The organism is Amycolatopsis azurea DSM 43854, from assembly GCF_001995215.1.
In the GTDB taxonomy this organism is placed as follows: Bacteria; Actinomycetota; Actinomycetes; order Mycobacteriales; family Pseudonocardiaceae; genus Amycolatopsis; species Amycolatopsis azurea.
Genome location: NZ_MUXN01000025.1, coordinates 218,334 through 231,286 on the forward strand (window position 1 = coordinate 218,334; position 12,953 = coordinate 231,286).

General features: G+C 70.2%; 10 protein-coding genes and 1 pseudogene. 6 read left to right on the top strand and 5 right to left on the bottom strand.

Annotated features, from left to right (window positions below):
* Positions 1 to 279: 279 nt before the first annotated feature.
* On the top strand, positions 280 to 1,371 hold the full coding sequence (locus tag B0293_RS33430) for an AI-2E family transporter (protein ID WP_005158027.1): 1,092 nt from the start codon (positions 280 to 282) through the stop codon (positions 1,369 to 1,371).
* 8 nt (positions 1,372 to 1,379) lie between these two features.
* Here B0293_RS33430 and B0293_RS33435 read toward each other — a convergent pair whose 3' ends face one another.
* Complete coding sequence (locus B0293_RS33435; protein ID WP_085939668.1) at positions 1,380 to 3,881, bottom strand: LuxR C-terminal-related transcriptional regulator; 2,502 nt, start codon at positions 3,879 to 3,881, stop codon at positions 1,380 to 1,382.
* A gap of 131 nt (positions 3,882 to 4,012) precedes the next feature.
* Complete coding sequence (locus B0293_RS33440) at positions 4,013 to 4,477, bottom strand: DUF7144 family membrane protein (protein WP_005158023.1); 465 nt, start codon at positions 4,475 to 4,477, stop codon at positions 4,013 to 4,015.
* A gap of 203 nt (positions 4,478 to 4,680) precedes the next feature.
* Between B0293_RS33440 and B0293_RS33445 the strand changes: the two genes are divergently transcribed.
* Entirely contained in the window at positions 4,681 to 5,187 is a 507-nt protein-coding gene (locus B0293_RS33445; RefSeq protein ID WP_005158019.1) for a DUF1269 domain-containing protein, read from the top strand.
* 96 nt (positions 5,188 to 5,283) lie between these two features.
* On the opposite strand, the gene B0293_RS33450 is transcribed toward B0293_RS33445, so the two are convergent.
* Complete coding sequence (locus B0293_RS33450) at positions 5,284 to 5,556, bottom strand: hypothetical protein (RefSeq protein ID WP_052014467.1); 273 nt, start codon at positions 5,554 to 5,556, stop codon at positions 5,284 to 5,286.
* Positions 5,553 to 5,909 (bottom strand): hypothetical protein, encoded by a 357-nt coding sequence (locus B0293_RS33455; protein WP_143254700.1) that lies wholly within the window; start codon positions 5,907 to 5,909, stop codon positions 5,553 to 5,555. Before B0293_RS33455 ends, B0293_RS33450 begins: the two co-directional genes overlap by 4 nt.
* A gap of 118 nt (positions 5,910 to 6,027) precedes the next feature.
* On the opposite strand from B0293_RS33455, the gene B0293_RS33460 reads away from it, so the two are divergent.
* From B0293_RS33460 to B0293_RS44455, 3 genes and pseudogenes are all read left to right on the top strand, one after another.
* A complete protein-coding gene (locus B0293_RS33460) occupies positions 6,028 to 8,688 on the top strand; it encodes a LuxR C-terminal-related transcriptional regulator (protein ID WP_005157999.1) in 2,661 nt (886 codons plus the stop codon).
* Between the two features lie 93 nt (positions 8,689 to 8,781).
* On the top strand, positions 8,782 to 9,129 hold the full coding sequence (locus B0293_RS33465; RefSeq protein ID WP_005157997.1) for an SHOCT domain-containing protein: 348 nt from the start codon (positions 8,782 to 8,784) through the stop codon (positions 9,127 to 9,129).
* A gap of 179 nt (positions 9,130 to 9,308) precedes the next feature.
* Positions 9,309 to 9,548: pseudogene (locus B0293_RS44455) on the top strand (potassium channel family protein); the annotation flags it as partial.
* A gap of 90 nt (positions 9,549 to 9,638) precedes the next feature.
* Here the strand turns inward: B0293_RS44455 and B0293_RS33475 are convergent.
* The gene (locus B0293_RS33475) at positions 9,639 to 10,982 is read right to left on the bottom strand and encodes an MFS transporter (RefSeq protein ID WP_005157987.1); all 1,344 of its coding nucleotides are present in this window, start codon (positions 10,980 to 10,982) and stop codon (positions 9,639 to 9,641) included.
* Positions 10,983 to 11,122: 140 nt separating this feature from the next.
* On the opposite strand from B0293_RS33475, the gene B0293_RS33480 reads away from it, so the two are divergent.
* A complete protein-coding gene (locus B0293_RS33480) occupies positions 11,123 to 12,943 on the top strand; it encodes a glycoside hydrolase family 15 protein (protein ID WP_039918119.1) in 1,821 nt (606 codons plus the stop codon).
* Positions 12,944 to 12,953: the final 10 nt, after the last annotated feature.

Genomic DNA, 12,953 nt, shown 5'->3' on the forward strand with positions numbered 1-12,953 from the left:
AGCGCCGTGCCGTCCTCCCCGGCAGCGCTCTTCCTTCCACGTATACCGAAACTCCGGCGGGCGTGCACGGACTTTACGCGCGGCTGAGAAATTCGCCGTGATCAAGCGGCGAAGTGGACGGAATCCCCTTTTTTCAGGTCACGATTCTTGGGGGACGTCGTTATCGCGGCGGCGGAGAGGCGTCGGGCGGGGGTCGCCGCTTTCGCCCGTACCGGGTGACCTTCCGGCGGCGCGGGCCTGCCACGGTGGAGGAACCAGACCGTCTCCGGAGGATGCCGCATGGTGCGCATGTCGCTCGACAAGTTCCCCTCGCCCTTGAGACCGCGGGACTCCGGCGAGGCGCTGCCTCGCGCGCTGGTGGTGCTGCTGGGGTCCGCGGCCGTGGTCATCGTGCTGGCCGGGTTGTACGCGGTCGCCTGGCTCGTCGGGCCGGTGTTCCTCGCCCTCGTCATCGTGATCACCCTCGACCCGGTGCGCACTTGGCTGCGCCGCAAGGGTTTGCCCCGCTGGCTCACGGTCGCCGTGCTGGTCGTCACGGTCTACGCCGCGTTGCTCCTGCTGTTCCTGGTGGTCGTGGTGTCCCTCGCGCAACTGTCGGCCCTGCTCCCCCGTTACGCCGGGCAGGCCGACGAACTCCTCCGGAACGGGATGGCGTTCCTCGGTCGCTTCGGGGTCGGCGATCAGCAGCTGCGCGAAGTTCTGTCCTCTGTGGACGCCGGGAAGCTGGTCGGTTTCGCCGGTTCCCTGCTCGCCGGGGTCGGCGGGCTGGTCACGAACCTGGCCTTCCTGCTGGCGCTGATGTTGTTCCTGAGCACCGAATCGGCGTGGGCGGGTCAGCGGCTGGGCCGGATCGCGCGCGACCGGCCGTGGATCAGCGCGTCGTTGAAGCGGTTCGCCTTCGGCACCCGGCGCTATCTGGTCGTGACGACGGTGTTCGGCGGGGCGGTGGCGGCGCTCGACACCGTCGCGCTCGCCCTGCTCGGCATTCCGGCCGCCGTGCTGTGGGGCCTGCTGTCCTTCGTCACCAACTACGTGCCCAGCGTGGGCTTCGTGATCGGGGTGATCCCGCCCGCGCTCATCGCGCTGCTCGACGGCGGCTGGCGGACCATGCTCGTCACGATCGCCGTGTACATCGTGCTGAACTTCGTGGTGCAGTCGTTGATCCAGCCCAAGTTCGTGGCGGAGTCGGTCGGACTGTCCACTTTGGTCACCGTACTGGCGCTCGTGTTCTGGACGTGGCTGCTCGGTCCCCTCGGCGCGGTCCTGGCCGTTCCGGCGACTCTGCTGGCGAAGGCGCTGCTCATCGACGTCGATCCCCGTGCCCGTTGGGCGGAGGCGCTGCTGTGCACGCCGGACCGGAGGTCGGGGTGACCGGCCGCTCAGGTCAGGCCGTGGTGGCGTGCGACCACCACGGCCGACCGGCGGTTGTTCACTCCGAGCTTGCCGTAGATGGACCGGACGTGGGTCTTGACCGTGTTGACCGAGACCGTGAGATCGGACGCGATCTCGTCCAGCGAGCGCTGCGACGGCAGCCTCCGCAGCACGACCTGCTCGCGGTCGGTCAGCTCGCTGGACGAGGTGTCCGGGACGAGTCTTCCGCGGACGGACTGGGCGAAGCCGTCCAGCGAGCCGAAACCGCCCGAATGGTCGATCAAGAGATTCCTGACCCGCGGCTCGGCGAGCGCGAACGGGCGCACCAGCCGGTGGGGCCGGGCGAGAATGAGCGCGCGGTCCAGGGCGTGCAGCGCCAGGGTCCGCCGGTGGGAACGCAACGCGAGCGCGGTCTCCGCCAGGCAGGTGTCCACCGGCGTGGCCGGCAGCAGCGCGGGTGCGGACTCGGTGGCACGCAGGACCTTCTCGGCCAGATCGGTGTCTTCGACGGCGAGGTGGGCGCGGATCTGGAGCAGGGCCAGCTCCGCGCTGCCCGGCAGTCTTTCCTGCGCCCAGGCGAACACCTCCGCCGCGTGCAGGCCTTCGCCGCCCACGAGCGCCGCGTGGTGCTCCGCCACCGTGCAGATCGCCGTGAGCTCGCGGGGCAGTTCGAGGTCCACGAGCCGGCGCCGCGCCACTCGCATGGCCTGCGAACCGGCCGCCCGGTCACCGGCGTCGAACCGGACCATGCCCTCGAAGAAGCCACGGAGCGGTCCGAGAACCGGTGTGGAGCCGGGTACCTCCGCTCGCGGGGCCTGCGCCAGCTCGCCGGCCGCCGCCACCGGCTCGAACCGCATCAAGTCGTCGTAGGCCAGCATCAGATGGCATTCGGCGACGCCGGGAGAGCGGCGCCATCCGTGCCGTCTCGCGACGGCGAGCGCTCCGATGCACGCCCGTCGCATCGCCGTGTGGTCGCCGAGAAGCGCGGTCGCGACGGCGAGCGCGAGTCTGCTGTGCAGCACGAGATGTTCGAGACGTTCTCCATGTGCCACGCGCAGCGCCTCTTCGGCGCGAGTGACGGCGTGGCGGCGGGCGCCCCGGTACAGGGACTGCCAAACCAGATCGAGCTTGTCCCAGGCGACGGTCTCCGGGGATCGCGCCACCGGGGGCACCGCGCTCTCGGGCGGGCGGCTGCCCGTCACCAGCGCGAGATGGGGCACGGCCAGCAGGCGCAGGCCGTCGTCCCCGAGATCGGTGGCGGCGGCGGTGAACTCCCCGCGCTGGACGTGGTCCAGTGCGGACGCCAGCCGGAGCCGCGGGCTCGCCGTCAGCGCCCCCGCGCCCAGATAGGCGAGCGCTCCCCGGACGAGTTCCCCGTCTCCTGCCAGCACCTGGCGCACCGCGTGGTCCCGGACCAGGCGCAGGACGCGTTGGCGGTCGCGGCCCGCGACGGCGTGCGTCAGGGCTTCCCCGAACCGTCCTTCCCCGGCGTACCAGCGAGCGGCGATCCCTTGCAGCCGCCGTACCCGCGCGGGGGACCGCCGGGCCAGCTCCGCCTGGAGGAAACCGCGCAACAGAGTGGGAATGCGGTAGGTGTCGGCCGTGGTGCGCACGACCAGCCCGGTGTCGTGCTCCAGCTCGTCCAGTGTCACCCCGGCGTCCGGCGATCCCGACAGACGGGCCGCGAGCGTCGCGCTCACCGTGTCGCAGACACTGATGCTGAGCAAAAGATCCGACGTCGCCGAAGGCAGCCGAGAGAGCACCTCCTCGGCGAAGAACCGGGCCACGGCGAGCTCGTCGCCCCCGACATCAGCGACGAGTTCGTCCGCGTCCTCGGCCCCGCGCACCGAGACCGCGGCCCAGCCGTGCGCGGCGGCCCAGCCCGACGTGCGCTCGGTGAGTTCGCGGACACGGTCTTCGCTCACCGTGGCCCCGGCGGCGCGGAACAGGCTCGCCGTCTCCTCGACGCTGAACCGGAGTTCGGCGGCGCCGAGGCGGGAGAGCGTGCCTTCGACCTCCAGCCGGGCGAGCCGGAGTTTCGGCTCGACCCGGGTGGCCAGCACCAGCCGCAGCATCGGCGGCTGGTGCCGGGCCAGCGCGGCGAGCGCTTCCACCGGCTCGGGACGGGAGATTTCCTGGACGTCGTCCAGGACGAGGAACACCGGTTCTCGCAATCCGGCGAACGCGTCGCCGAGATCCGCGAGGAACTCGGTGCGTCTCCCGGGCCCGGGTGGTTCCAGCCGGAACATCGAACCGTCTTCCGGCAGCTGTGGACTCCGGCGCAACGCGAAGAGGATCGCCGCCCACAGACGGCGTTCGTCGTTGTCGTCGCCGTCGAGCGAAACCCAGGCGACGTCCCGCCGGTCGCGGGCCCATCCGGCCAGCGCCGTGGTCTTCCCGGATCCGGCCGGGGCCCGGAGCACGGTCACCGGCCGGGTGGTGACGTGGTCGAACAGGGTCATGAGCCGGGAACGCGGGACGAAGATGCCCGGTACCCGCGGCACTGTCACCTTGGCTCCGGGAATCCGCCAGGACCGCGATGTCGTTCGAGCGGGCAAGTCAACCTCTCGATCGTTCGAAGGATCGCGCCCCCTGTTCCGCGGAGGCCACGACTGTACTGATCAGCGGTATGGCCTACGGGTCACCAGATCTCGTGTGAGGCCTCGTCCCCGTGCACGAGCACCGCCCAGATCACCAGGACGTCCAGGGCGATCACCACCACACCCCATATCGGGTACGCGGACAGGAACACCAGTTGCCCCAGCGCGTTGAACCCGGCGAGTACGACAGTGATGATGCGGGCCCAAGGCGCACCTGTGAACAACGCGCTCCCCGCGAGCACGGCCAATGCCCCGACGATCAGGTGGATCCACCCCCAGGCGCCGAGGTCGAACACGAGCAACCCCGACGGGCCGATCAGGTAATAGGTCTGGTCGAACAGCGCGACCAGCCCCTCCACCGCGGTGAACAGACCCGCCATGACGGTGATCGATCCGGCGAACCAGATCCAGCCGGACCGGCGGGACCGGGAGACGCCCGGGTCCGGCCGATCCGGCGGCGGCCCGGTCCCGGCCGTGGTGGTCCAGTGATGCGCTCTTTCGCTCATGGTCCCTCTTTTCGGGAGGAGAGGCTGCGGACTGGGGCGATCATGGTGCGTTCACCGGGACAGGGGCCTCGCCCGCGTCAGGTGAGATCAGGCCTGGCCGGAGGGGTTTCCGCCCCACACGGCGCGGGCGATGCGGGGTGGCGGCGTCCCGGGCACAGTGCCGCTCGGACACCCCCGCTTCGCCGACCGAGGAGGACCGCACCATGAGTTCGCTGACCGTATGGGCCTTTCCCACCGCCGACGGCGCCGAAAACGCGCTCGCGCTGCTGGAACGAATGCAGAAGCAACAGCTCATCTCGATCGCCGACGCCGCCTATGTCACCTGGCCGGAAGACCGGAAGAAGCCGAAGACGAAGGACCTCGGCTCGTTGACCGGCGCCGGTGCGCTGGGCGGCGGGTTCTGGGGGTTCCTGTTCGGCCTGATCTTCCTGGTGCCCCTGCTGGGGATGGCGGTCGGCGCCGCGATCGGGGCGCTGACCGGCTCGCTTTCCCATGTCGGCATCGACGAAGACTTCATCGCCACCGTCCGGGCGCGAGTCACGCCGGGCACTTCCGCGCTGTTCGTGATGGCGGACGGCGCCGTGCTGGACCGGGTCGCCGAGCCGTTCAAGGAGACCGGCGCCACCCTGGTGACCACCAACCTGTCCGACGAGGAAGAGGCGCGGCTGCGGACCGCGTTCGGCGAGTCCCCGCTCCCCGAACGGCTCTGATCCCGCGTCACGCGAGTCCGTGAAGGCCTCCTTGAGGGACTTCTGGGTCCCTCAAGGAGGCCTTCACGGACAGGGCCGGAACAGGGCCGGAACCCGTTATCGAATGGTCGCGTATTGAGGGAGTTCCCGGACCCGGTGCACCGAGTCCACCCGCATCCCGAGCGCCTCGAGCGCCCGCAGAATGCGGGAAATGCTTCCTTGATCGGTCAACGTGCCGAAGACGATCATCTCGTCACCGACCGGGACGACGAGCATTCCCCGGATATCGTCCACCACCCCGTTCGCCTGTTCGGGGATTCGACCACTGCCCCGGAAGACGTAATTCACTCCGGCCAACGGTCCACGCTGGACCGGAATCAGCGGACTCATCGGTTACCCTTTCCCCTTCCCGCCCGTCCGGCCATGAACCACGCCGCCGCGAGCATCGCCAGATCGACCGCCGAAATGATCGAAGACCACGTGTTCGACGGCAGGAACACCAGCCTCGCGAACAGGTCGAGACCCGCCCTGGCGGCGAGCCGGATCGAGGTCACCGAGGTCAGGGCGGCAAGCAGGACGGCGAGTGAGAACACCACCGCCTCGGCTCCGACGCGGCCGGTCCGCAAGACGTCGAGCATCACGAACTCGACGGGACCGATCCAGAAGAACTGCGTCGCGATGAATACCGACGTCGGCCGTTTCCGGCCTTTCTGTTTTCTCCAGTAATCTCCACGGGCCTTCACGAGCCACACGATTCTGGGTAGTCCTGACCTTTTCCTCGCCCAGCGCGGGTGAGACGACCGAATTGCATGGCAGGATCCGCCGGGACGATGTGAAAATGGCCGCAAAGGAGGCTGGCGCATGAAGAACCACGACATTTCGCCGCGAAGACGAGTCCCGAGGACAAAGGTGACCATCCCCGTTCCTCCTGTCGATCTCGTTTCGCGACCGCGTTTGCTCACCGCGCTCGACGACGGGGCGGAGCAGGCCATGGTCTTCGTCGGGGCGCCCGCGGGTTACGGCAAGACGGTGCTGCTCGCCGACTGGGCGAGCGGCCACCGCGGCGCCGTCGCCTGGGTTTCCGCCGACGCGGAGGACAACGACGACCGTCTCTTCTGGTCCGCGGTCCTCGAAGCGTTCAGCGGCTGTGCCGCGGTCCCGGCGGGAAACCCGGTACGGTCGCTCGCGGTTCCCGCCGCCCCGGGCGCGGATCTCGCCTTCCTGGCCACGATCGCCGACGCGCTGGACGCGCTGGACGAACCCGTACTGCTCGTCTTGGACGGTGCCCAGGAGATCACCGACGCGGGCACCTGGCGCGGACTTCAGACGCTCCTGCGGCATCAGCCGTCAGGACTGCGCCTGGTGATCTCGAGCCGCCGCGAACCGCCGCTGCCGTTGGTACGCGCCCGCGTCGCGGGCAGGCTTCTCGAAGTGGGGGTGAACCTCCTGCGTTTCTCGCCGGAGGAGGCCGGAACACTCGTCGGGACCACCGAGCCGGGTGTCCCGCCGCATCAGGTCGATCTGCTCGTGGCCAGGACGGGAGGCTGGCCGGCCGGGCTGCGGCTGGCCGCAGCTTCCGCCGCCCGGCAAGGAAATCTCGCCGATTTTCTCGCCGGACGGGACCGGGCGGTACTCGATTACCTGACCGACGAGGTACTCGCGCCGCTGACCGTGCCCCAGCGGGACCTGCTGCGCGCGATCAGCATCTGCGACGAAGTCCCGGCGGGACTGTCGGCCGCCCTGTCCGACCGGCCGGACGCGGAAGCGATGCTCCGCGAACTCGGCGAACCGGCCGGGCAGGTGGTCCACTCCGTCGGAATCCCCGCGCGGCACCGGCTGCCGCCCCTGCTGCGGACCTACCTGCGGGCCGAGTTGCTGCGCCGGGCACCGGAGCGAACGAGGAGCCTGCACGCGGCGGCCGCGCGCTGGTTCGCCGAACACGACCGGCCCGCTCCCGCGTTGCTGCACAGCGTCCGCTCGGGGAACACCACCCGCGTCGGCGAACTGTTGCGCCGTCACGCGGTGGTGCTCTTCCTCGCCGGCGAGCACAACGTGCTGCGGCTCGCGCTCGCCGTCCTCGGCGATCGGCGGGCCGTGACCTCTCCTCTGCTGGCGCTGATCTCGGCCGCGCTGCATCTGGAACGAGGCGAACCGTCGTCGGCCGAGACACAGCTGAGTTGCGCGGACGCGGCCTGGCCTGCCGATCCGGAGGCGGAGCTGACCGTGCTGCGGCAGCTGGTGCGGTCCCGGCTCGCTCAGGTCGATCGCGGTCCGGCGCAGGCCGTCCGCGCGGCCGAGCAGATCGACGGACAGCTGGCGGCGGACACCACGCTCAGCGGGTTGGCGACCCTGCATCGGGTCGCCACCTTGACCGCCCGCCGCGATCGGGGCTCGGCACGGACGGCACTGGCCCACGTCGCCGACGCCGCCGAGGGCGTGAACCACCAGTTCCTGGTGAACCAGTGCCTCGTCACCTTGAGCTCCCTCGCCGGATCCGATGGCGACTACCGGGAGATGGACGAGCTGGCCCAGCGGGTCCAGGCCCGGCACGCGGCGCACGATCCCCATCGCTCGCTCGAAGGCGCCCAGGTGTCGGAACAGCTCGCGTTCGCTTCCTTGCTGCGAGGTGAGGCCGCCGAGTGTGCCGAACACACGAAGCAGATCGGGCGGATGCTGGGTGACGCGCCGGCGAGGACGGCCCGGAGCCTGGGCCTGATCGCCGAAACACTGCGCGGCGCGGCCGAATTCGAGCTCGGCGGCTGGCATTCGGGACTGCGGAGGATGCGCCGGGCGCGCACGCGTCTCGGTACCGGGCGGAGCTTCTCCGCCGAACACGCGGCGTGGTGCGCCGTGCTGGAGCACCGTGCGGCGCTGCGGCTCGGCGCGGCGGACCAGGCGAGGGAGGCCTTCCGCTGGGCCCAGCCGATCATCGCCGGTTCGGGCGAGCTGCTGCTGATGCGGGCCAGGACCCAGCTGCGGCTCGGCAGGCAGGGCGCGGCGAGTTCCGTGCTGCGCTCACTGTCGGAAGAGGACGCGCCGATGCTGTTGCCGTGGGCGGGGATCGAAGCGTCGCTGATCGGTGTGCGGGCGGCGCTGGCGGCCGGGGCACGGGAACGGGCGGTACGGTCCCTGGACGACGCCTTGCGCGCCGCCGAACCCGGTGACGTCCGGTTCCCGTTCGTGTTCGCGCCTTCCGACGTCATCACGTTCCTGACCGCGCGGCTCGGCAAACTGGGCACCGGTGAGCGGTTCGCCGGACGGGTGCTCGCCCAGCGCCGCGAACTGCGCACCCCGCCGATGCCCGCGCCGCTGACCGAACGGGAACGCAACGTGCTGCGCCTGCTGCCCACCCAGCGGTCGATCGACGAGATCGCCCAGGACCTGACCGTCTCGCCGAACACCGTCAAGACCCATGTCCGCGGCATCTACGCGAAACTCGACGTCCGCAGCAGGCGCGACGCCGTGGCGACCGCGCTCCGGCGTGGCCTGCTGGACACCGAGGTCGGTGATTTCACGAGTTGACCCCTGCTCGCCTCACCCGGCTCGGGTGAGGCGAGCGGGGCCCGGATCCGGTCGAGTTGAACGGAAACGTCCGATCCGGTGTGAGGAGAGATCATGGCCATGGCGAACGCGGAGTACCCGTTCTCCGAACTGATGTGGACGATGCTGGTGTTCTTCTGCTGGATCGCCTGGTTCTGGTTGCTGTTCCTGGTCCTGACCGACCTCTACCGCAGGCCTGCCGTGTCCGGCTGGGCGAAGGCGGGCTGGACGGTACTGGTGTTCGTGCTGCCGTTCGTCGGTGTCCTGCTCTACCTCGGCACCCAGGGAAGACATTCGCGGTATTCGTCCACAACGGACCAAAGCCCGGCGGAGCAGATCGCCGAGGCGAAGCGGCTGCTGGACCAAGGCGTCATCGACGAGGAGGAATTCCAGGCGCTCAAGCGGAAGGCGCTCTCGTCTTGACCGCGGCGGCCGGTTGGCGGTTCTTCCACCTGGCGGTCCTGCGGCCACTGCTCACCGTCACCGTGCTGCTGTGCCTGTACTACCTGCTACCCGTCGATCAGGGGCTGCACGCCTGGACCGTGGCCGCCTTCGCCTGCGGCCTCGCCGTCGTGGCCCTGCTCGTCGTCGGCGAGGTGCGGATGATCCTCCGCTCGCCGTTCCCCGCCTTGCAGGGAATCCGGGCGCTGGCCCTGATCGTGCCGCTGTTCCTGCTCCTGTTCGCCGACGTCTACTACATCCTCGGCCAGGACCGGCCGGGGTCGTTCGACACCGGTCTGTCCAGGACGGACGCCCTGTACTTCACGGTCACGATGTTCACCACGGTCGGTTTCGGCGACATAGTGCCGGTTTCGGCGGCCGCACGGATCCTGGTGACGATCCAGATGGTGGCGAACCTGATGGTGCTGAGCGTCGCCCTGCGGCTGATCGTGACCGCCGTGCGGCACCGTCGTTCGTCCACATCGGACGGTTCACCGCGCTTGCGGGAGCGGTTTCGGGATCAGCAGGGCGGCGATCAGCCCCACCACCGCGACCAGCGTCAACGTGGCGAGCGCCAGCGCGAAGGACGTCCCGCCGGGGCGCGTCACCCCGGCCAGCACGGAACCGGCCAGCGCCGTCCCCACCGAAGACCCGAGGTTGGACACACTGCGCGAGACCCCCGAGATGTCGCCCTGGGCCGCGTCCGGGCTGCGCGACTGGACCAGGTTCACCGACGCTGTCAGCATGATGCCGACGCCCGCGCCCAGCAGGAACAGCCCCGGCACGGCGCTCGCCACCCCCGAATCCGCCCGCACCAGCAGCAGCACGAGCACCAGCCCGGCGATGGCGACCACGAAACCGCCGCGGATCAGGCGACGCTGTGAGTGCCGCCGCGCCATCCGTCCCGCGGCCGCCGAGGAGGCGAGGATGCCGACCGTCGCGGGCGTCAGCATCAGCCCGGTATGGATGGCGTCGTAGCCGCGGACCTGTTGCAGGAACACGGCGATCACGAAGAACGAACCCTGGAGCACGAGCCACTGCACGTGCTGGGTGGCCAGGCCCAGGCGGGTGGTGCGGTCGCGAAAGAGCGCCGGGGACACCAGCGGTTCGTGCCCCTTCCGTTCCCGCGTACGGATGTGCGCGAAGAACGCGTACAGGATAGCGACGCCGACTCCGGCGAAAACCCAGAACAGTGACGTGCCCATCTGGAGTATCCCGACCACGACGAAGAACAGGCCCGCCGCCGAAAGCACCGCGCCGACGACGTCGAACCGGGTCCTGGCCGGTACTTCCGGCGGCTCCACGAGCCGCAGAGCCAGCACGACGACCAGACCGACGATGACCACCTGCAGGAGAAACGAGGCCCGCCATCCCAGCCAGGTCGTGATCAGCCCGCCGATGAGCGGCCCGGCGGCCGCCCCGAGCGCGCCCGCGCCGCTGACCACGCCGAACCGGCGGGCCCTGGTCGCGACGTCGGAACTGGTGACGGTGACCAGGATGTAGATCGGCGGGATCATCAGCGCGGATCCGATGCCCTGCAACAGGGAGTACCCCAGTATCAACGTCACCGTCCCCTGGGCGGCCGACGCGAGCAGCGCGCCCACACCGTAGACGAGGAGGCCGAGGAGGAAACATCTTTTGCGGCCGAGGAAGTCGGTCAGCTTGCTGCCGGGCACCATCAGCGAAGCCATGGTGAGGGTGAACAGCGTGATCGCGGTCTGGACACCGAGCACCGTCGTGCCGAGGTCCGTCGCGATCACGCTGACGGCCACGGTCATCGTCGTCGCGGCGTAACTGGCGACGAACTGGGCGAGGGCCAAGGGCGGGACGAGCATCGGCGTGGCCTTCCTTCTCGGGTGCCGCACACGGTGTCGTGCGCGGCACCCCGGCCACCTCACCCCGGGTGGATGAGGCACTGATCGCCCGCCGCGACGACGGTGATCTCCGACCGCACACCGACGCCCGAGGAGGCGCCATGCCCGAAACCGCGATCGCCGATCACGGCATGATCGGCGACCTGCAGACCGCCGCGCTGGTCACCACCGGCGGCTCGATCGACTGGTTTTGCAGCCCACGCTTCGATTCACCGTCGATCTTCGGCGCGCTGCTCGACGACGACCACGGCGGCCGGTTCAGCGTCCACCCCACCGGGCCGTACACCAGCAGGCAGATGTACTACCCGGAGACCGCGGTCCTGATCACCCGGTTCTCCGGAGCGGACGGGATCGGCGAGGTGGTCGACTTCATGCCACCCGCCGACGGCGCCGCGACCGCCAAGCACCGGATCGCCCGCCTGGTGCGCTGTGTCCGCGGGAAGATCACCTTCGACATGGTGGTCGCGCCCCGCTTCGACTACGGCCGCCGTCCGCACGAGGCGATCCTCTTCGGACACGGCGCCGTCTTCGTGTCGAGTGAGGTTTCCCTGACGCTGCACCCGGTCCGCGAGCCCGAGGACGAGCACCTCGCCGAGCCGCGGATCGAAGGGAACGACGTGCACCTGCGGATCGGCCTGACGGCGGGCCAGGTCCGCGGTGTCGTACTCGAGACGGACACCGCGGAACCGCCGCGCGAGATCCGGCTCGGCGAGTTCACCGACCTGTTCGACGACACGGTGGGCTGGTGGCGTTCGTGGCTGGCCCGCTCCACCTATCGCGGACGCTGGCGGGAGGTCGTGGCCCGCTCGGCGATCACCTTGAAGCTGCTCACCTACCGGCCGACCGGCGGGCTGGTCGCCGCGCCCACCCTCGGCCTGCCGGAGGAACTCGGCGGGGAACGGAACTGGGACTACCGCTACACCTGGGTGCGGGACGCGTCGTTCTCGGTCTCCGCGCTGCTGGCCCTCGGTTTCACCGAAGAGGCGGCCTGCTTCGGCGGCTGGCTGGGCGACCGGATCCGCGAAGGCGGCCGCGAGCGCGCCGAGGGCGGGCCGTTGGCCGTGCTCTACCGCGTGGACGGCACGACGGATCTCCGAGAGGAGGACCTCTCGCACTGGTCCGGGTATCGCGGGTCGACGCCGGTCCGGATCGGGAACGACGCGGCGGGACAGTTGCAGCTGGACATCTACGGTGAGGCGCTGGACAGCGTCTTCGCCGCCGACCAGGCCGGCTTCGAGCTGCCTCATCGCGGCTGGACCGCCGTCCGCGCGGCGCTCGACTGGCTCGGCGAACACTGGGACCAGCCCGAAGAGGGCATCTGGGAGACCAGGGGCGGGCGCCGGTCGTTCACCTACGGCCGGCTGATGAGCTGGGTCGCCTTCGACCGAGGCCTGCGGATGGCGAGCACGCACGGCCGTCCCGCGCCGGTCGAGGACTGGACGTGGCAGCGGGACAGCATCTACGACCAGATCCTGAACCAGGGCTGGCACCGGACGCGGCAGGCGTTCGTCCAGCACTACACCGGGGACGAACTGGACGCGTCGCTGCTGCGGATGCCCCGCACCGGCTTCCTCCCGTCGCGGGACCCGCTGTGGCTTTCCACCCTCGACGCGATCGGGCAGGACCTGGTCACCGACAGCCTGGTACACCGGTACGACCCGGCGGCGTCCCCGGACGGCCTCGCGGGTTCGGAAGGCACGTTCTCCTTGTGCAGCTTCGCTTACGCCGACGCGCTGACCCGCGCGGGCAGGCTGGACGAGGCGCGGGCGGCGTTCGAGAAGATGCTGACCTACGCCAATCACGTCGGGCTCTACGCCGAGGAGATCGCGCCGAGCGGCGAGCAGCTGGGCAACTTCCCGCAGGCCTTCACGCACCTCGCGCTCATCGACGCCGCGGTCACCCTCGACGCCGCGCTGGGGTGATTGCGCGAAG

Bases quoted from the DNA above. Each gene is read 5' to 3' on its own strand.
- B0293_RS33475 (WP_005157987.1), bottom strand. From the start codon at position 10,982: ATGCTCGTCCCGCCCTTGGCCCTCGCCCAGTTCGTCGCCAGTTACGCC.
- B0293_RS33440 (WP_005158023.1), bottom strand. From the start codon at position 4,477: ATGAGCGAAAGAGCGCATCACTGGACCACCACGGCCGGGACCGGGCCG.
- B0293_RS33430 (WP_005158027.1), top strand. From the start codon at position 280: ATGGTGCGCATGTCGCTCGACAAGTTCCCCTCGCCCTTGAGACCGCGG.
- B0293_RS33445 (WP_005158019.1), top strand. From the start codon at position 4,681: ATGAGTTCGCTGACCGTATGGGCCTTTCCCACCGCCGACGGCGCCGAA.
- B0293_RS33465 (WP_005157997.1), top strand. From the start codon at position 8,782: ATGGCCATGGCGAACGCGGAGTACCCGTTCTCCGAACTGATGTGGACG.
- B0293_RS33460 (WP_005157999.1), top strand. From the start codon at position 6,028: ATGAAGAACCACGACATTTCGCCGCGAAGACGAGTCCCGAGGACAAAG.
- B0293_RS33450 (WP_052014467.1), bottom strand. From the start codon at position 5,556: ATGAGTCCGCTGATTCCGGTCCAGCGTGGACCGTTGGCCGGAGTGAAT.
- B0293_RS33480 (WP_039918119.1), top strand. From the start codon at position 11,123: ATGCCCGAAACCGCGATCGCCGATCACGGCATGATCGGCGACCTGCAG.